Annotated in this window: 22 protein-coding genes; 1 reads left to right on the top strand and 21 read right to left on the bottom strand. The window is 44.6% G+C overall.

From position 1 onward, the window contains the following. Nucleotides 1–88 precede the first annotated feature (88 nt). From LH47_RS03735 to LH47_RS03635, 21 genes are all read right to left on the bottom strand, one after another. The gene (locus LH47_RS03735; protein ID WP_043964830.1) at nt 89–1531 is read right to left on the bottom strand and encodes a tetratricopeptide repeat protein; all 1443 of its coding nucleotides are present in this window, start codon (nt 1529–1531) and stop codon (nt 89–91) included. An 83-nt stretch (nt 1532–1614) separates the two neighbouring features. Next, nucleotides 1615–2229: a bifunctional phosphoribosyl-AMP cyclohydrolase/phosphoribosyl-ATP diphosphatase HisIE gene (hisIE, locus tag LH47_RS03730; RefSeq protein ID WP_043964829.1), complete on the bottom strand. Its 615-nt coding sequence runs from the start codon at nt 2227–2229 to the stop codon at nt 1615–1617. Then, nucleotides 2226–2984: an imidazole glycerol phosphate synthase subunit HisF gene (gene hisF, locus LH47_RS03725; protein WP_043964828.1), complete on the bottom strand. Its 759-nt coding sequence runs from the start codon at nt 2982–2984 to the stop codon at nt 2226–2228. The genes hisIE and hisF overlap by 4 nt, the downstream gene beginning before the upstream one ends. Beyond that, a complete protein-coding gene (gene hisA, locus LH47_RS03720) occupies nt 2981–3709 on the bottom strand; it encodes a 1-(5-phosphoribosyl)-5-[(5-phosphoribosylamino)methylideneamino]imidazole-4-carboxamide isomerase (protein WP_043964827.1) in 729 nt (242 codons plus the stop codon). The genes hisF and hisA overlap by 4 nt, the downstream gene beginning before the upstream one ends. Then, a complete protein-coding gene (hisH, locus tag LH47_RS03715) occupies nt 3709–4341 on the bottom strand; it encodes an imidazole glycerol phosphate synthase subunit HisH (protein WP_043964826.1) in 633 nt (210 codons plus the stop codon). The genes hisA and hisH overlap by 1 nt, the downstream gene beginning before the upstream one ends. Beyond that, on the bottom strand, nt 4342–4926 hold the full coding sequence (hisB, locus tag LH47_RS03710) for an imidazoleglycerol-phosphate dehydratase HisB (protein WP_407637148.1): 585 nt from the start codon (nt 4924–4926) through the stop codon (nt 4342–4344). It abuts the gene before it with no gap. Continuing rightward, nucleotides 4926–6203 (bottom strand): histidinol dehydrogenase, encoded by a 1278-nt coding sequence (gene hisD / locus LH47_RS03705; RefSeq protein WP_043964824.1) that lies wholly within the window; start codon nt 6201–6203, stop codon nt 4926–4928. Before hisD ends, hisB begins: the two co-directional genes overlap by 1 nt. Further along, nucleotides 6193–6834, bottom strand: coding sequence for an ATP phosphoribosyltransferase (gene hisG / locus LH47_RS03700; protein WP_200890845.1), 642 nt, complete (start codon nt 6832–6834; stop codon nt 6193–6195). Before hisG ends, hisD begins: the two co-directional genes overlap by 11 nt. Next, nucleotides 6834–8012: an ATP phosphoribosyltransferase regulatory subunit gene (locus LH47_RS03695; RefSeq protein ID WP_043964822.1), complete on the bottom strand. Its 1179-nt coding sequence runs from the start codon at nt 8010–8012 to the stop codon at nt 6834–6836. The genes hisG and LH47_RS03695 overlap by 1 nt, the downstream gene beginning before the upstream one ends. Nucleotides 8013–8165: 153 nt before the next feature. Further along, entirely contained in the window at nt 8166–8654 is a 489-nt protein-coding gene (locus LH47_RS03690; protein WP_043964821.1) for an acyltransferase, read from the bottom strand. Beyond that, nucleotides 8641–9297, bottom strand: a complete 657-nt coding sequence (gene ppaX, locus LH47_RS03685; protein ID WP_043964820.1) for a pyrophosphatase PpaX — start codon at nt 9295–9297, stop codon at nt 8641–8643. Before ppaX ends, LH47_RS03690 begins: the two co-directional genes overlap by 14 nt. Next, nucleotides 9287–10222, bottom strand: a complete 936-nt coding sequence (locus tag LH47_RS03680) for a nucleoside recognition domain-containing protein (protein ID WP_043964819.1) — start codon at nt 10220–10222, stop codon at nt 9287–9289. Before LH47_RS03680 ends, ppaX begins: the two co-directional genes overlap by 11 nt. A 21-nt stretch (nt 10223–10243) precedes the next feature. Next, complete coding sequence (gene lgt / locus LH47_RS03675; RefSeq protein ID WP_043964818.1) at nt 10244–11053, bottom strand: prolipoprotein diacylglyceryl transferase; 810 nt, start codon at nt 11051–11053, stop codon at nt 10244–10246. Between the two features lie 14 nt (nt 11054–11067). After that, nucleotides 11068–12003, bottom strand: coding sequence for an HPr(Ser) kinase/phosphatase (gene hprK / locus LH47_RS03670; protein WP_043964817.1), 936 nt, complete (start codon nt 12001–12003; stop codon nt 11068–11070). A 79-nt stretch (nt 12004–12082) separates the two neighbouring features. Beyond that, nucleotides 12083–12427 carry a phage holin family protein gene (locus LH47_RS03665; RefSeq protein WP_043964816.1) on the bottom strand — a complete coding sequence of 115 codons (345 nt, stop codon included), beginning with the start codon at nt 12425–12427 and terminating at the stop codon, nt 12083–12085. Beyond that, on the bottom strand, nt 12424–12621 hold the full coding sequence (locus LH47_RS03660; protein WP_043964815.1) for a PspC domain-containing protein: 198 nt from the start codon (nt 12619–12621) through the stop codon (nt 12424–12426). Before LH47_RS03660 ends, LH47_RS03665 begins: the two co-directional genes overlap by 4 nt. Next, a complete protein-coding gene (locus LH47_RS03655) occupies nt 12618–12947 on the bottom strand; it encodes a DUF4870 domain-containing protein (protein ID WP_043964814.1) in 330 nt (109 codons plus the stop codon). The genes LH47_RS03660 and LH47_RS03655 overlap by 4 nt, the downstream gene beginning before the upstream one ends. Before the next feature lie 76 nt (nt 12948–13023). After that, nucleotides 13024–15876 carry an excinuclease ABC subunit UvrA gene (uvrA, locus tag LH47_RS03650; RefSeq protein WP_043964813.1) on the bottom strand — a complete coding sequence of 951 codons (2853 nt, stop codon included), beginning with the start codon at nt 15874–15876 and terminating at the stop codon, nt 13024–13026. A 3-nt stretch (nt 15877–15879) separates the two neighbouring features. Further along, entirely contained in the window at nt 15880–17853 is a 1974-nt protein-coding gene (gene uvrB / locus LH47_RS03645) for an excinuclease ABC subunit UvrB (protein WP_043964812.1), read from the bottom strand. 108 nt (nt 17854–17961) lie between these two features. Next, nucleotides 17962–18186 carry a CsbA family protein gene (locus LH47_RS03640; RefSeq protein ID WP_043964811.1) on the bottom strand — a complete coding sequence of 75 codons (225 nt, stop codon included), beginning with the start codon at nt 18184–18186 and terminating at the stop codon, nt 17962–17964. Between the two features lie 2 nt (nt 18187–18188). Beyond that, on the bottom strand, nt 18189–19352 hold the full coding sequence (locus LH47_RS03635; RefSeq protein ID WP_407637147.1) for a PDZ domain-containing protein: 1164 nt from the start codon (nt 19350–19352) through the stop codon (nt 18189–18191). 180 nt (nt 19353–19532) lie between these two features. On the opposite strand from LH47_RS03635, the gene LH47_RS03630 reads away from it, so the two are divergent. After that, on the top strand, nt 19533–19961 hold the full coding sequence (locus tag LH47_RS03630) for a MerR family transcriptional regulator (RefSeq protein ID WP_043964809.1): 429 nt from the start codon (nt 19533–19535) through the stop codon (nt 19959–19961). The last annotated feature ends 17 nt before the right edge of the window (nt 19962–19978 follow it).

Raw genomic sequence — 19978 nt, 5'->3', positions numbered from 1 at the left:
TTCTTCCACCCTTTCTGCATGCTTCTCCATTTTATCGTTTCCATATTTCTATCGTAATACAACAAAACAAAAGGGTCTATTAACTTGCTCATTCGTGCCACGTTTGTTTAATCACTTTCACATACTTTCCAATCGTTGCGACGGACACTCCATAACGTTCTCCAAGCATTCGCTGCGTCACACGCTCACCACGATGTTTACGAAACATATATTCAAACGCCGCTGCCCAAGCCTCGTGATTGGAAAATGAATCGATTTCCCTCATCGCCTCAACAAAAAAAGAAAACCAAGCAATATATAAAGCCTCGTATTCAAAACCGTTATGTTGAACAAGTAACGTGACAATGCGGTGCGCATCTACCATAGGTTTTTGAGATTTATTTCCATATATATAATCGCTCCACTGCTGTAAAAACGGATGAGACCACGATTGCTTCGGAAACGGACAATCGTCTGCTACAAACGATTTGCTAATTAAATATAACGCATAAAATGAAGAAGCGATATCTTGCTTTTCAAATAGCGATTGAATATGCTCAATCGTCTGTTCACGATAGCGCCATGGCTCGCTTCCTTTTTTATCTGGATGAAGCACAATTAATTTTTGCCACATCGACTCCGCCAACGTGCGACATCCCATATGATATGCAGCATATGCATACCAATAATAAAACGGTGCATCTCCTTCAAAGCCGCGCCGTTGTAATTGACGAAACCATTGAAAAGCTAAGTCATAGCGTCCAACAATCGCAAACGTCACTCCAAGCTTATAACGATGCTCAAATGAAATCGGATATACGTTTTGCAACGAATGAGTGAGTAAAAACAATCGCTCTTGCTCCCGTAAATAATACGAAAATACCGCATCATTGCAAAGCGCATGTAAATTGCCTGGATTTTTTTCCAAAATATATTCGATCGTTCGTCTCGCTTTTTCGACATTCCCTTGATAAAAATAAGCGAGCGCTAAATTGTTGTAAGCGGCCCAATTTTCTGGATGTTGTTTAATCATTTCTTCAAACAAAGCAATCGCTTCCTGAAATTCACCTTTTTCAAGCAGCGAGCGAGCCCGTTCTTGTTTTATTAACATCTCGTCATAATTGAGCCACTCATCATCATCTTGTTCAATCGTTAAAATATCTAATAAATCGAGCGTATATTCCGCAAATTCCCCGTCTGGCTCGCGCTCCATATATTGTTCAGCATACTTCGCCGCCTCGCCAAATAACCCTAAGTGGGCATAGTTGTTTGCTAAAAAATAAAAGCATTCCGTTAAATCGTCATCACGTTCAATGACGCGCAATAACCATTCGTTCGATTGCGCATATTCCCCTAATTCTGACAATACAATCGCCAATTGACATGCAAATGTGGTTTGTTCTGGCTCAAGTTGTACCGCCCGTTGCAAATATGCTTTCGCTTTATGCAAATCACGGCGACGATAGCATGCTAACCCTTTATTAAAAAAGTACGTACCGTCTTGAATAAACGGAATAACTTTTCCGACACGTTTTTGCAAATGTTTTTCCATCGAACCCTCCATGTTGATTTCTTTCACCGAAAGAAAGTATACCACATTTTCGCTCCAGAACAACATGGATGGGCGAAAAAGCGTTATCGATGACGCTCCGCTAATACAGAAAGCACATCATCAAGCGACACGCGCTGTTCACGCAACAAAACGAGCAAATGATACAATAAATCGGCTGCTTCCCATCGCAGTTCTTCTTTTGAACGGTTTTTTGCTGCAATAATGACTTCTGCTGCTTCTTCCCCAACTTTTTTTGCGATTTTATCGATTCCTTTTTCAAATAAATATGTTGTGTACGATCCTTCAGGACGCTTCGCTTCACGCTCCGCAATGACCGATTCTAACACATTTAGCACTGCAAAACGATCTGGTTTGGCAACAGGCTTTTCATCTTGCAACCGATGATGAAAACAAGAATATTCTCCCGTATGGCATGCCGGTCCTTTTGGCTCAACAAGAATAAGAAGTGCGTCTGCATCGCAGTCGTAGCGAATGTCAACCACTTTTTGTACGTTTCCGGACGTTTCCCCTTTATGCCATAGCTCTTGCCGCGAGCGACTGTAAAACCATGTTTCTTTCGTTTCTAACGTTTTTTGTAGCGATTGCTCGTTCATATATGCTAATGTCAGCACTTCTTTACTGTGCGCATCTTGTACGATGGCCGGCACAAGCCCTTGCTCATTAAATCGAATATTCATCGAACGTTTACCCCCTTTTCGCGCACGTACTGTTTCACTTGTTGGACAGACGTTTCTTTATAATGAAAAATCGAGGCAGCTAATGCCGCATCCGCTTGAGCCATTTGAAACACATCAACAAAATGTTGAGCGCACCCTGCTCCTCCCGATGCAATGACAGGGACGGTCACCGCTTCACTTACTCGTTTCGTTAACTCTAAATCAAATCCATCTTTTCCGCCATCGCGATCCATACTTGTTAATAAAATTTCTCCTGCCCCGCGCTTCACAGCCTCTTTCGCCCAGTCAACGACTTCCCAATCCGTTGGGCGCCGACCGCCATGCGTATAGACGCGCCACGACTGCATCGTTGGATCATACTTTGCGTCAATTGCCACAACAATACATTGCGAACCAAAAAATTGCGCTCCTTCTGTAATAAGCTCGGGACGCAACAATGCCGATGTATTGACAGACACTTTGTCCGCCCCCGCACGCAAAATCGTTTTCATATCTTCTAATGTTCGAATTCCGCCTCCGACAGTAAACGGAATCGCAAGCTGAGCAGCAACACGGCGCACGACGTCTACCATCGTTTTTCGTCCTTCATGTGACGCAGAAATATCTAAAAAAACAAGCTCGTCCGCCCCTTGTTCATCGTATACGCGCGCAAGCTCAACCGGATCGCCCGCATCGCGCAAGGAAACAAATTGCACGCCTTTCACGACGCGACCATCTTTCACATCTAAACAAGGGATAATGCGCTTTGTAATCATTTCTCCACCGCCTTTAACGCCTCAGCGACGGTAAACTGATTTGTATATAACGCTTTGCCGACAATTGCTCCACATACTCCGTCGTTTTCGAATTGTTTTAAAGCGCGTAAATCATCAAGCGAGCGAATGCCGCCGGAGGCAATGACACGTTTGTTCGTTTCTTTCGCTAGCCGAACGACCGCGTCGATATTTGGTCCTGATAACATTCCATCTGTCGCGATATCAGTAAAAATAAACGTTTCCGCCCCAGCTTCCGCAAGCTGTTTGCCAAGTTCAACAGCATCGATCGTTGATGTATGCGTCCATCCTTCCGTCGCAACAAACCCATTTTTCGCATCAATGCCGATGACAATGCGCTCACCATATGTGCGAAGCATCGCTTTTACAAATGGAGGATTTGAAATGGCTGCGCTCCCTAAAATGACGCGTGCCACACCTCGCTCTAAATAATATGCGACATCTTCTTCCGTACGAATGCCGCCACCAATTTGAACACTCACCCCAAGCGTATTTGCTACTTCAACGACGAATGTATCATTCACTCGTCTCCCTTCTTTCGCCCCATCTAAATCGACCATATGAATCCATGTCGCGCCTTGTAAAACGAACGAACGAGCCATTTCAACTGGGGAATGACCGTATACCGTTTCTTGATTGTAATCTCCTTGTGTAAGGCGAACGCACTTCCCACCGCGCATATCGATCGCTGGATAAATAGTAAACATTAGCCCCTCTCCCTTTCTACAATCCTCGCATAGTTTTGCAATAGACGCATACCGAGCGTTCCGCTTTTCTCTGGATGAAATTGTGTACCAAATATTGCGCCACGTCCAACAACCGCAGGAACTTCCACATCATATTGGGCGCTAGCTAACACAACCGTTGGCTCACTCGTTTGCACATAATACGAATGAACGAAATATACGTGCCCTCGCTCAACACCATCAAAAAGCGGAGATCGTTGATGAAAAACGAGCTCATTCCACCCCATATGTGGCACTTTATATCGTTCTCCCTCTTTCGTCACACCGCTAAAACGAACGACGCGGCCTGGGAGCAATTTTAAACCAGACGTCAAACCATTTTCTTCGCTTTCTTCAAACAACAGTTGCATGCCTAAACAAATGCCGAGAATCGGCTTTCCTTTCGCTACTTGTTCGTGGATAAACGAGTCTAGATTCGTTTCCGTCAATATGTGTATCGCATCTTTAAATGATCCAACGCCCGGTAAAATGAAGCCATCTGCTTGGCGCAATTGATCTTGATGACTTTCAACAATATACGGTACGTTTAGCCGTTCTAACGCTTTACTGACGCTGTATAAATTTCCCATTCCATAATCAATGATGCCGATCATTTACAACATCCCTTTCGTCGACGGTACCGATTTTACGCGCGGATCGATCATCGTTGCCTCATCGAGCGCACGAGCGAGCGCTTTAAATACCGCTTCAATCATATGGTGCGTATTGCGACCGTAATGGATCGTGACGTGTACATTCATTCGTGCTTCTAACGCTAACTTCCATAAAAATTCGTGCACGAGCTCGACATCAAACGTGCCTACTTTTTCGCTTGGAAACTGACCGCGAAACTCGAGATGTGGACGATTGCTTACATCAATCACGACTTGGGCAAGCGCATCGTCCATCGGAACGAACGCATTTCCGTATCGTTTTATCCCTTTTTTATCGCCGAGCGCTTCTCGAATCGCTTGCCCTAAACAAATGCCGATATCTTCTGTCGTATGATGATCGTCAATGTGCGTATCTCCTTTTGCGTGAACAGATAAATTAAAATGTCCATGTTTTGTAAATAAATCAAGCATATGTGTTAAAAACGGTACCCCTGTTTTTAATTCTGCTTTTCCTTCCCCATCAATTGCAAACGAAAGCTCAATTTGTGTTTCATTTGTCACTCGTTTGACTGTCGCTGTTCGCATTATTTTTCTCTCCTTTTCAACCGTTCCTCTACTGCTCGCGCATGTGCTTCAAGTCCTTCTAACCGTGCAAACGCGGCTATTTTCGCTCCATGTTGTTGCCATGCTTGCTCGCTATAAAAAACGATGCTTGATTTTTTCGTGAATGCATCGACTGTTAGCCCAGACGAAAAACGGGCGGTCCCATTTGTCGGTAATACATGATTCGTTCCCGCAAAATAATCCCCAACCGGTTCAGAGCTGTACGGACCTAAAAATATGGCACCTGCATGTCGAATGTCACTTAATTGCTCAAACGGCTCGGCGGTCATAATTTCTAAATGTTCTGGCGCTAATTCGTTTACAACGTCAATCGCTTGCTTCATCGTATCGGTCACATAAATGACACCATAATCGCGAATCGCCTTTTGTGCGATGTTTTTTCGCGGGAGGGTAGCTAATTGCTTTTCGACTTCTTCTTCTACTTTTAACGCAAGCTGTAAAGACGGTGTAACAAATATGCTAACCGCTCGTTCATCATGTTCCGCCTGCGATAATAAATCCGCCGCAATTTCATTCGGCTTTGCCGTCTCATCCGCCAGCACAACAATTTCACTCGGTCCCGCAATCATATCAATATCGACTTGACCGAACACTTCCCTTTTCGCGAGTGCGACATAAATGTTTCCAGGTCCAAAGATCTTATCGACCGGCTCAATCGTCTCCGTGCCGTACGCTAATGCAGCAATCGCTTGAGCGCCGCCCACTTTATATATTTCTTGAACACCAAGCTCACATGCCGCAACAAGCACAGCAGCCGGCAACGTCCCACGCTCATTTGGCGGGGAAACGATAACGATACGCTTCACTCCAGCCACTTGCGCAGGAATGACATTCATCAGTACCGACGACGGATAAGCTGCTGTTCCGCCCGGCACATATAAACCGACCGCATCAAGAGGCGTCACTTTTTGTCCGAGAATCGTTCCATCTTCGCGCGTCATAAACCATGACGTCGCGCGTTGCCGCTCGTGATATTCGCGAATGTTTTGTGCCGCTTCGCGAATAATATGAACAATTTCTTCGTCAATGAGCCAATACGCTTCTTCAATTTCTTCTTGCGTAACCGCTAGCGTACGAAGTGAAATGCCATCAAACATTTCCGTATATTTTTTTAGTGCGGCATCCCCGTTATTTCGCACATCATCAATAATTCGTTTTACCGCTTGTCTTTGTTCTTCTGTTCCGCTTTCAATCGTCCGCCGAAGCGAAACCGTCCCTTGTACACGTTCAATTCTCATTGCTCTCCCCCGCTTTCTCAATCGCATATGTTAAGCGATCAACCATATGTTCAATCGCCCGATCTTGCATACGATAACTAACCGGATTCACAATAAAACGCGACGTTACATGAACAATTCGTTCGAGCTCAATAAGCCCGTTTTCTTTTAACGTTCTCCCTGTTGAAACAATGTCGACAATTCGTTCCGCTAAACCGATGAGCGGTGCTAATTCAACAGAACCATTTAGTTTAATAATTTCAACTTGTTCCCCTTGTTCCCGAAAATATGTCGATGCGATATTTGGATACTTTGTTGCGACTCTTGGGGCGATCGGGTGAACGCACGTGTTTGGCAACCCTGCCACCGCCAAATAACAAGGACTAATGCGCAAATCTAACATTTCATACACATCTCGTTCTTCCTCAAGAAGCACATCTTTCCCAGCAATGCCGACATCGGCAACCCCATGTTCAACGTATGTCACTACGTCCATTGGCTTCGCTAAAATAAAGCGCAGCTGTTCGTTTGGAACGTCAATCATCAATTTTCGTGAATGTTCTAAGTCATCAGGAATGTCGTAGCCCGCTTGTTTTAACAGTACGAGCGCCTCCGTAAAAATACGTCCTTTTGGCATTGCAACTGTCAGCATCATCGTTCATCCTTTCCGCGTTTCCCTAGTACATACACCACATCATCAAACGATGCCGTAAATTGATCCATATTTTGAATGCCTGCGACGTGCTGCAATACGACGTTTTCTCCTTTTTGTCTCATTTCCGTGGCTTTCGCATACGCCTCAGCAAAACGTTCTTGACTAAAAATGATGCACGTCGTTTTTTCTGTACGACGCTGCTCCCCAATCGCTTCCATCAGACGATCGAGCCGCACGCTAAAGCCAGTCGCAGGTGATGGGCGATGAAATTTCGCTAGCAATCCATCGTATCGTCCACCATTTCCAAGTAAAAATCCAACATTTTTTGCGTACACTTCAAAAAGAACGCCAGTATAGTAGCTCATATGACTCACTAAGCTCATATCTAATTTCACCATATCCGTAACGCCATATTGGTCAACATACGTCCATAATTGTTCTAATTCATCAAGAGCGCGCTGCTCTGCTTCTGTCGTGGCATACGTTTTTGCTTCTGCAATGACTTCCCCTCCACCCCTTAATGTTAAAAGGCGTAAAAGGCGATCGCGATCAATCGAAGAAAGCGACAATGACTTGACATGTTCTCGGTAACCGACGTAATTTTTTTCGTATAAAAAGCGGCGCAACGTTTCTACTCGTTGTTCTTGACGCAAAACATCAAAAAATAACGCATCAACGTAACCAATATGACCAATCGTTACTGTAAAATCACATAGTCCGGCCCGCTTTAACGCAAAAATCATTAAACTAATGACTTCCGCATCAGCATACATCGTACCGTCTCCGATGTATTCCACACCCACTTGTTCAAACTCTGCCGGTCGCCCTCCTTCCCGCTGTTGAGCGCGAAACACATTTGCCGCATACGCTAAACGGAGCGGACAACCTTCCTCATATAGCTTCGAGGCCGCTAAACGAGCAATAGGAGCAGTCATATCGGGACGCAATACGAGCGTATGTCCTTCACGATCAAGCAACTTAAATAGTTGCTGATCTAAAATGGCCGATGCCTTCCCGACCGTTTCATCATATTCTAACGTTGGCGTTTCAATAAACGAATATCCCCACGTTTCGATTTCTTCCATCATCGCTTCGCGCAACGCACGTTTTGTTTTATATACATCCGGCAACGTATCCCGCATGCCGAGCGGCTTTTCAAACATAAATACTCTCATTTTCGTCCCGTCCTTCTTTTACTTTAGTTCGCTAATATATTAGCAAAGTAAAGATTGTTATTTGTAGTTTACTCCCTGTTTTTTGTTTCGTCAACTACAAACTCATTCGATCTTTTTCGACTTGAATCCTTTCTATTTAATAAAAAAAACGCCTTAGCGTTCGCTAAGACGAATGATTTGCATCGGATTGCCACCAACAAATGCACCGGCTGGCACATCGCGATGTACGAGCGTACCTGCGGAAACAACGGCACGATCCCCGATCGTGACACCCGGCAAAATGGTTGTATTAGCTCCAATCATGACATCGTTGCCGATGATGACGTCTCCAAGCCGATACTCGTTCACTAAATATTCATGCGCTAAAATCGTTGTATTATAGCCGATAATTGTGTTATTGCCAATGCGAATTTTTTCTGGGAACAAAATATCTGGCATCACCATGAATGCGAGCGCCGCATGTTCGCCGATTTTCATGCGTAAAAACGTGCGATACAACCAGTTTTTCAGCGGAAAAAAAGGAGTATACCGCCCGATGAAAATGACGATGACATTTTTCAATACTTTCCAAAACGAAACAGTTCGATATAGTTGCCATAAAGAGTTTGCCCCTTGTACAGCATGGCGTTCAGTTTTTCTCAACGCCAGTCACCCCTAAAATACTTAGTAAATCGCTCATTTTCTCAAGCATAAAATCCGGCTCATATTTCGCTAAATGCTCGCGTCCTTTAATCGTCCAAGCCACCCCTGCCGTTTTTGTCCCCGCATGTTTTCCTGCTAAAATGTCATGGTGGTTATCCCCAACCATTAACGTTTCTTCCGGCTTTGCTTGTAAACAAGCGAGCGCTTTTTCAATCGGTTCCGGATGCGGTTTCGCATGCTCAACGTCATCAAGCGTAATGATGCATTGGAAAAACGAATCTAACTTTGTTAACTTCAATCCCATATTGACCGTATGACGAATTTTCGTCGTCACAATGCCGAGTTTAAACCCTTGTTCGTGTAACGTTTGTACCGTATCATATACCGTTTCATATTCTTTCACTAACGCATCATGATGGGCATGGTTAAACGCTCGATACGTTTCAATCATTTCATCGACGCGCTCTGGATCGATCGCTTCAAACGTATCACGCAACGGCGGGCCAATAAAAGCGAGCACATCTTCGCGCGTATATTGATTTGGATAGTAGTGGTTGAGCGTATGCAAAAATGATTCAATAATTAAGTCATTCGTATTAATAAGCGTTCCATCTAAGTCAAACAAAATCGTATTAATATTCATACGTTGCTTCCCTTCTTTTTCGATGTTCGATTTGATTCCAAATAAAACTAAGTGCAGCCGTTAATAAAATAGCTGTGACGAGCCGAATGACAAGAAGTGGCCAGACGGGAATGCCAAGCGGCACAAACAATAGCGTATCTTCTACAACCGCATGGCACGCTACTAGAAATAAAAACGTTAACGTTAAATCTTTTTTAGACACTCCATCTTCTTTTACCGCTTGAATCATCACGCCCGCGCCATAAGCTAGCCCAAACAATAAACCTGCCGCCATCGTCAGCGATGCATTTTCACGAATGCCGAGCAGGCGCGCAAACGGTGATAACCATTTCGAAAACGTATCAAGCCACTTTAATTCTTTTAACACTTGAATGGCAATCATCAACGGAATAATGATTAACGCAAGCTGTCCAATGCCGTATAACGCTTTTTCGATTCCTGTCCAAGCAATTTCCCCCCACGTATTCGGCGTTGTTGAAGCCTGCGGTACAAGTCCGTATTTCGCCATTTGTTGCCCACCATCCCAAAAGACGTGAATGAGCCAAGCAGCACTAAACGCTAACCCGACGCGAACCGCAACCGTCCACCAAACACGAACACCTACTTGCGCGGCAACGGCAGACTCAACGAGCATATTGTGCGAAAACGACAACATAACAGCTAAAATAAACACTTCTTTCACTGTCAAATCCATCGTTAACATCGCACCAATGCCAGCGTATAAATTTAAAAAATTGCCGAGCACTAAAACGAGCGCGGCATCCCCCGGCAAACCGATCCAGCGCATCATTGGCGTCAAACCATTTGTCACCCAAGGCAAAACGGGGGAATATTGTAGCAACGTCACAATGACGGTAATTGGAAAAATGACTTTTCCGAGCGTCCATGTCGTTTTCAATCCAACAAACAAACCCCTTCGCAACATGACCGCCTTCCCTCCCTTCGTTTAATCGTTATACCGCTCGTTTGCTAAACCTCGCATGCGGCGCAAAACGATCATTCCAACCGCAAATGCAATAAGCAACAATGAAATAAACTGCGCCATGCGAATTGTTTCTGTCAACATTAAGCTATCTGTGCGCAATCCTTCAATGAAAAAGCGCCCGATTGAATACCAAATGATATACGCAAAAAATAACTCTCCCCGCCTTAAATTTCTTCTGCGCAACGCAAGCAAAACGAGAAAGCCGAGCACGTTCCATAATGATTCATATAAAAATGTCGGATGGTAATATTGCCCTTGTATGTACATTTGATTAATGATCCAGTCCGGCAAATGCAAGCTTTCCAAAAACGCACGCGACACAGGCCCCCCGTGCGCCTCTTGGTTCATAAAGTTGCCCCAACGCCCGATCGCCTGCCCTAAAATAATGCTCGGTGCCGCAATATCAGCTAATTTCCAAAACGACAATTTTCGCTTTTTCGCAAAAACGATGCCCGTCACAATTGCACCAATTAAACCACCATGAATGGCCAAGCCACCGTGCCAAATTTGTGGAATTTCACTTATATGTTTGGAATAGTAGTCCCATTGAAAAATAACGTAATACGCACGTGCGCATAAAATCGCAATCGGCACAGCAATTAATACAAGATCAACAAACGTTTCTTTTCGTATACCTAGCCGCTCACTTTCTCGCGTAGCTAGCCAAAGACCAAGCAATACACCCGTCGCAATAATGACGCCGTACCAATAAATTGTAATTGGACCGAGCTGAAAAAAAACGCGATCGAGCGGTTCAATATGCATGAACATTCCCTCTCATCCTCTCATTCATAATCATGTTCCGCATCGCCAATCGCATCTGCCAAGCGTGCAGAAAATTCTTCCGCCGCATTCACGCCCATCCGTTTTAGACGGAAATTCATCGCCGCCACTTCAATAATGACCGCTAAATTTCGTCCCGGACGAACAGGGATCGTCAATTTCGTCACGTCCGTATCAATAATTTTTACCTTTTCCTCTTCAAGACCGAGACGATCGTATTGTTTGTTTGGATCCCATAATTCTAAATCAATGATGAGCGAAATACGTTTATGCGGGCGCACCGCTCCTGCTCCAAATAGCGTCATGACGTTAATGATGCCAAGTCCGCGAATTTCAAGTAAATGTTCAATGAGCTCTGGTGCGCTACCAATCAATAAGTTTTCATCTTCTTGGCGAATTTCGACGCAATCATCTGCCACGAGGCGATGTCCGCGCTTCACGAGCTCAAGCGCCGTTTCACTCTTTCCGACACCGCTTTTTCCTGTAATGAGCACGCCGACACCGTACACATCAACGAGCACACCGTGCACAGCGGTCGTCGGTGCTAACTTACTTTCTAAATAGTTTGTCAGACGGCTAGCGAGCCGCGTCGTTTTCATCGTCGAACGCATCACCGGCACTTCTTTTTTTTCCGATGCTTCAATCAGTTCTTTTGGCACTTCTAATCCGCGTGAGACAATAATCGCAGGGGTAATATCGGTACATAACTTTTCCATGCGCAATCGCTTTTCTACAGGTGTTAATCGTTCAAAAAAAGACAGTTCTGTCATGCCGAGCAATTGTACACGTTCCGCTGGATAATATGCAAAATAGCCGGCCATTTCAATGCCCGGACGAGATAAATCACTCGTTGTAATCGGGCGATGAATCCCTTCCGCCCCGCTGACAAGCTCAAATTGAAACTCATCAATTAAATCTTTTGTCCGCACTTTCGGCATATGAACCCCTCCTTCTTTCTTTTCTCATTGTAACACTTTCACGTAAAAATAAAAACGCTCACGCACGAAGCGGAACGTTTTACTTTTCTTTTCGCACCGACTCAATGATTAAGTGAAACAGCGAAATAGCAAGCGACGCAAATAATGCGGCACGAAAACCACCAATTTGAAACGAACTTCCCATGAGCCATGCTGTCATCGCTAATGTGATTGCGTTAATGACGAACAAAAACAATCCAAACGTCAATACAGTAACAGGAAGCGTCAGTAAAATAAGTAGCGGTCGAACGAACGTATTGAGAAAAGACAAAAGGACACTGGCAACGAGCGCCGCCCCAACGCTCGATAAATAAATGGAGTCAAAATATCCGGCTAGCGCCAGCAATAAAACAGCGTTGATTGCGATATGTGCAACCCATCTCATACGATGTTCTCCTCACTTGGAATAATTAACACTGCAAGCGCATATAAAATCGCAAATGGCATGAAGCCCGTAATCAATAATAAAGCGACAAACAATAAACGAACGACGGTTGCATCCATGTTCATGTAAGCTGCTAATCCGCTCAACACGCCCGCAACCATGCGATGATGACGAAGCCGAACAAGTTTTTTCACTCATATACCCCTCCCGCTTCCTGTATCACTTGTATACCTTTTATAATATTCCAAACGATCACAACAACATGTACAATGCCGCCAACTACCACTCCGATAAATGGAAGACCAATCCATCCGTCTATCCCAACGATCGCGAATATAAAAAACAATCCAAAAGCCGCCATTGCAATCGCAATAGGAATGAGATGGGACAATAATGATTTTTTCGCATGCTCTTTTACTCGTTCATGTTTTGTGACAAAATAAACAATAATCGGAAATAAAAACGGAGCAAAAAATACACTAAAATAACATAACGCCGCAAGCAATTTATTTCCTTCCATCTATATCCTCTCCTCCCTCTTTACTTATACATACGATTGATGGAAAAGAAAGTTTCATATAAAAAAACCGAGCGCATTATACGCTCGGCATACGTTTACGCATTCGTTCGCGGTCGCGTTGTAAAATCGGTTGTAAATACCGCCCTGTATATGATTGCTCTATTTGTGCAACTTGTTCTGGCGTACCTGCCGCAACGATTTGTCCGCCGCCATCTCCACCTTCTGGTCCGAGATCGATAATATAATCTGCCGTTTTAATGACATCTAAATTATGTTCGATGACAAGCACCGTATCCCCTTGTTCAACAAGCCGCTGCAACACGTTTAATAAACGGGCAATATCATCAACATGCAAACCCGTTGTCGGTTCGTCTAAAATGTATAACGTTCTTCCTGTTGAACGACGATGCAATTCAGATGCTAACTTCACCCGTTGCGCCTCGCCTCCAGAAAGCGTCGTAGCCGGCTGCCCGAGTTGCATGTAGCCAAGCCCGACATCGTAAAGTGTTTGTAGCTTTCGTTTAATTTTCGGGATATTTTCAAAAAACGTCAACGCCTCTTCGACTGTCATATCAAGCACTTCCGCAATGTTTTTATCTTTATATTTCACTTCCAACGTTTCGCGGTTATACCGTTTCCCGTGACATACTTCACACGGCACGTACACATCAGGCAAAAAATGCATTTCAATTTTAATAATTCCATCCCCGCGGCACGCTTCACAACGGCCGCCTTTTACATTGAAACTAAACCGACCTTTTTGATATCCGCGCATTTTCGCTTCATTCGTCGTCGCAAACAAATCGCGAATATCATCAAAGACGCCTGTATATGTCGCAGGGTTCGAGCGCGGAGTACGCCCAATTGGCGACTGATCAATGTCGATCACTTTATCTAAATAGTCGATGCCACGAATGTCTGTATGTTCTCCCGGCTTCACTTTCGCATGATGTAGTTTTTGCGCTAACGCCTTATGCAAAATTTCATTAATGAGCGTGCTTTTTCCTGAACCTGATACTCCAGTCACTGCAACAAACAGTCCGAGCGGAATGCGAACATCGACGTTTTTCAAGTTGTTTTCTCGCGCTCCGATCACTTCAAGCCAACGACCGTCTGGCTTTCTCCGTTCAATCGGCAGCGGAATAAATTTTTTCCCTGATAAATATTGACCCGTTAATGAATGCGAATCGTTCATTACTTCTTCCGGTGTTCCAGCGGCAACAACTTGTCCGCCGTGTGCCCCGGCTCCCGGCCCGATGTCAATTAAATAGTCCGCCGCAAGCATCGTATCTTCATCGTGCTCCACGACAATGAGCGTGTTCCCTAAATCGCGCATGCTTTGCAATGTCGCAATTAACCGATCGTTATCGCGCTGATGAAGTCCGATAGACGGTTCGTCTAACACGTATAATACACCGGTTAAGCGCGAGCCAATTTGCGTCGCTAGTCGAATGCGTTGCGCCTCGCCTCCGGAAAGCGTTCCTGCAGCCCGATGCAACGTCAAATAATCAAGTCCGACGTTTTTTAAAAAGCCAAGCCGTTCAACAATTTCACGTAAAATTAAATGGGCGATTTTTTGCTCTTTTTCCGTTAGGTGAAGCGTTTCAAAAAACGTTAACGCTTCGTTCACCGACATCGCTGTCACTTCGCCAATATGTTTGCCGCCAACGAACACAGCTAAACTTTCCTTTTTCAAACGATTGCCATGACACGTCGGACACGGCTGTTCGGTCATATATTTTTCCATTTGCTCCCGCACGTAATCGGACGTCGTTTCACGGTAACGGCGTTCAACATTGCGAACGACTCCTTCAAATTCCACATACGTTTCACGCACATGACCGAAGTCGTTTTCATAACGAAAATATATTTTTTCCCCATTCGATCCGTACAATAAAAGATCGAGCTGTTCTTTCGGCAACTGTTTTACAGGTACGTCCATATCGATGCCGTAATGTCGACATACCGTTTCTAACAATTGCGGATAATATTGCGAGCTTTGCGGTTCCCATGGCGCGAGCGCATGTTCACGAAGCGTCAGCTCTTTATTAGGAATGACTAAATCGAGATCCACTTCAAGTTTTGCCCCTAATCCGTCGCACGACGGACATGCACCGTACGGGCTGTTAAATGAAAATAGGCGCGGCTCTAGTTCACCGATTGAAAAACCGCAATGTGGACAAGCATGATGTTCACTAAACAACAATTCTTCTTGTCCGATCACATCGACGAGCACTTTGCCTTCTGCAAGCTTTAACGCCGTTTCAAGCGAATCGGCAAGACGCAACTGAATGCCTTCTTTCATCACAATGCGATCTACGACGACTTCAATCGAATGTTTTTTATTTTTTTCAAGCACGATGTCTTCCGATACGTCACGCAACTCTCCGTCGACGCGAACGCGCACATACCCTTGTTTTTTTATTTCTTCTAACGTTTTTACATGCGTCCCTTTTCGTCCGGAAACGATCGGGGCTAATATTTGCATCTTTGTCCGCTCCGGATATTGCATAAGGCGGTCAACCATTTGTTCAATCGTTTGTGACGTAATTTCAATGCCGTGCGTTGGGCAAACAGGACGGCCGATGCGCGCAAACAATAGACGTAAATAATCGTAAATTTCCGTCACCGTTCCGACTGTGGAACGCGGATTGCGGCTCGTCGTTTTTTGGTCAATTGAAATGGCAGGTGACAGCCCTTCAATTGAATCGACGTCTGGTTTGTCCATTTGTCCTAAAAATTGGCGAGCGTATGCTGACAACGACTCGACATAGCGCCGTTGTCCTTCCGCATAAATCGTGTCAAACGCAAGCGATGATTTTCCAGAGCCAGATAACCCGGTCAACACAACAAGTTTGTTGCGCGGAATAACGACGTCAATATTTTTTAAATTGTGGGCTCGCGCTCCTTTCACAACAATATGATCCATCTGTTACACCTCAGCTTTCAATTCTAAAATGAGATCACGCAGCTCAGCAGCACGTTCAAAATGAAGAGCTTTCGCTGCCTCTTTCATTTCTTGTTCAAGTTTGGCGATGAGCGCAATACGTTCTTCTTTCGATAAATAGCGAACGTCTTTTGTTTCATACGTTTCTTTTTCTTCTGCGGCGAACGTCGCACGAATGACATCTGGAATGTCTTTTTGAATCGTTTTTGGCACGATGCCATGCTCGCGATTGTACGCTTCTTGAATGGCGCGACGCCGCTTCGTTTCGTTAATCGCGATTTCCATCGATTTCGTGATCGTATCTGCATACATAATGACGTGGCCGTTTGCATTGCGCGCCGCCCGTCCAATCGTTTGGATTAGCGAACGCTCAGAACGTAAAAATCCTTCTTTATCCGCATCTAAAATCGCGACAAGCGACACTTCTGGAATATCAAGCCCTTCTCGCAATAAGTTAATGCCGACGAGCACATCATATTTACCTAATCGTAAATCGCGAATAATTTCAATGCGCTCAAGCGTTTTAATTTCCGAATGCAAATAAGCGACTTGAATGCCGATATCTTTTAAATAATCGGTTAAGTCTTCTGCCATTTTTTTCGTCAACGTCGTCACGAGCGTTCGTTCATTGCAAGCGATTCGCTTTTGAATTTCATCGACTAAATCGTCGATTTGTCCTGCGATTGGTCTCACGTCAATGGTCGGGTCTAACAATCCGGTCGGACGAATAATTTGCTCGACGACTTCTGGACAATGTTCCAACTCGTACGGACCCGGTGTCGCAGAGACGTAAATGACTTGATTTACTTTTTGTTCGAATTCTTCAAACGTGAGCGGACGGTTATCTAACGCCGACGGCAAGCGGAAGCCATGTTCGACAAGCACTTCTTTTCTCGCTTTGTCGCCGTTATACATGCCACGAATTTGCGGCAGTGTCACATGCGATTCATCAATGACAATTAAAAAGTCGTCAGGAAAATAATCTAATAATGTATAAGGCGTCGAACCAGGCGGTCGCAACGTTAAATGGCGCGAATAGTTTTCAATCCCTGAACAAAAGCCCATTTCTTTCATCATTTCAATATCGTAGCGCGTCCGCTGTTCTAGCCGTTGCGCTTCAAGCAATTTTCCTTGCTCACGCAGTTCGCTAAGCCGCTCTTCTAGTTCTTTTTCAATATTTTCAATCGCCAGTTTCATTTTTTCTTCGCGCGTAACAAAGTGAGAAGCTGGAAAAATTGCCACATGTTCTCGTTCCGCCATCACATGTCCCGTCAACGCATCTACTTCGCGAATACGCTCAATTTCATCACCAAAAAATTCAATGCGAATACAATGTTCATCGCGAGAAGCTGGGAAAATTTCAATGACATCTCCGCGCACCCGAAACGTCCCACGACGAAAATCAATATCGTTTCGTTCGTATTGAATGTCGACAAGCCGACGAAGCAAATGATCGCGCTCCATCTCCATACCGACGCGAAGCGAAACGACGAGTTCACGATATTCTTCCGGCGAACCTAGACCGTAAATGCATGAAACGCTTGCGATAATAATGACGTCTCGCCGTTCAAATAACGCAGACGTCGCGGAATGGCGCAATTTATCAATTTCATCGTTAATGCTCGCATCTTTTTCAATGTACGTATCCGTTTGTGGCACGTACGCTTCCGGCTGATAATAATCGTAGTAGCTAACAAAATATTCAACAGCGTTGTTCGGGAAAAATTGCTTAAACTCGCTATATAACTGACCCGCTAACGTTTTATTATGGGCGATCACTAGCGTCGGTTTGTTCACTTGTTGAATGACGTTTGAAATCGTAAACGTTTTTCCTGTTCCTGTTGCCCCAAGCAACGTTTGATGCTTTTTTCCTTGCTGAATGCCTTTGACAAGCTCCGCAATCGCTTTCGGCTGATCGCCACGCGGCTCATAAGCGGATACTAATTGAAATGTGCTCACAACGGTCCCTCCACTTCATTTCTACTTGATATTGTACCATACAAATGAAACGAAAAGCGAAAAATACGAACAAATATTCTATGAAAAAACCTGCCCATTTGGACAGGTTTACGATTGTTTTTGTTTCTCGACCATTTGTTTTGCATATAAAGATCCGACAATGAGAGACGCCAAATCTGCAACAATTTCGTACAACTGATCCGTATATCCTTTCACGTATGACGCCACTAACAATGCGACAGTAAGCAACGTACCGACATAATGGTTATACGTCACCCGCGTAAACAAAATGACTAACAACGCTGGTACAATTAATGCTAACACAAACCACATATCTATCCCTCATCTCTTACGAATAACAGTCCGAGTTCGTGATGTTCGCCTTCAAATAAAGCCGTTTGCGCAAAACGAACTTCCCCGCTTTCGTTTAGTACTTCTAGCTTACAAAACGCTCGATTTTGTTGCAACGCCGCGTAAAACTCATTTTCCGTCGCCACTGGTGTGCCGTTCACCTTTACGATCACTTCCCCGACTGAAAGCGCCATTTTATCCGCTGGCGTGTTTGGCAACACCCCTAAAATGACAAGCCCCGTCGCCCGCTTCGTAAAATATGGTGGAAATTTTTGTTCATATAACTTAGCGGATAAAACGATCCATTCTCTCCATAAAATAGCTACTACTGCAGCAACGATCGCGAGCGGCTTCACCCAGTAGCTACCGATCGCCAATAAACTAACGACACACGCTAACCAACCGATGCGCTTTGCCGTCCATTTCGCTAAATGGACAGGTAATCCCATTTGCACGCGTTGTGAAAAACCAAGCAAAAACGGAACGAGCACGAACGAATACGTATCGCCACCAGAAATGATTGGCCACCACGCCGCAAACGATTGCACGCCATCCCCCGGTACGGGGATAAGCAACGGGACAAGCCAAAGCCGCTGAACGAACTGTTCACCGATGACAAGCCCTCGCTTACTCGTCACAAGACGAGGAGAACTTAACTCTGCTCCTTCCCGATGAACGAGCCACATTTCGATAAACAAAAGCAACCCGATCAGAAACGCGACAGCTGTCACATTCGTTTCTATGATCTGTGGGAAAAAACGCGCAAAAAACGGCTGCGTCCACTCTGTTTGCGCAAAAAAACTAACGGTAAATATGACGATGCTTCCGACATATGCAGCCGACAACAATCGAAGCTGCATAAACAAACTGCATACGATCGTCACCATTGCCCAAAAGACGAGCGTATCATTCGGGAGAACAACCCCAGCCCCAACGGTCACAACTGAAAAAATGAGCGCGAACCAGCTGCGCGAGCGAATAAGGGCACGCCACTCACGCGATGTTCGGTACACGCGCGTATGAAAATCTCGCCGTTCTCGTTGCACGCGACGCCAGCCGATAAACCAAGCAAATATGACCGCATAATATAATAACGGTTGTAGCCAAAACGTTCCGAACGCTTTCAGCCATGCCAATCCCCATTCCATTTCCATCATCTCCATTTTTTCCGATCGTCTATTTTGTATTGTAACAAATTTCAAACGTTTATGGTTGACGAAAATTCACTTTCTTTGCCGAATGAACACTAGTTTTGTCAACGAACAAGGAATTTCATGAAAAGTGTCTAACTGTTTGTTCATATATGATCGGAAGGGGCGTGTGAAACGATGGAGTTAAAAACGAGCGCAGTAGCGAAGCGTCTTGGGGTATCGACAAAAACGGTGCAACGCTGGGTGAAAAAATATAACATTCCGTGCACAAAAAATGAAGCAGGACATTATGTATTTACGAACGAAGCGATCGAACAATTAGAAAAATATAAATTTCTCGGCGTGGATGAAGAAGAAAAAGAACATGTGGAATGGGAAGAAGTAGAACAACGTCTCGATGAACTTGAGCGAAAAATAGAACAAAAAGCAGATGACGTCGTCTCTTTTCAATTGCTGCAACATCGACGCGAAATGGAAGAAATGCTCCAATATATCCAACAGCTCGAACAGCGCATTATTGAACTTGAACGGCAAAAACAAACCGAACCGATCATCGAACAACCAACAAAACAAAAACGACGAGGCATCATCAGCTTCTTTTTATAAAAACTCCCCCTGCCTAT

This window comes from Anoxybacillus thermarum (assembly GCF_000836725.1).
Lineage (GTDB): Bacteria > Bacillota > Bacilli > Bacillales > Anoxybacillaceae > Anoxybacillus > Anoxybacillus thermarum.
This window is presented reverse-complemented; position numbering and strand designations above follow the sequence as displayed.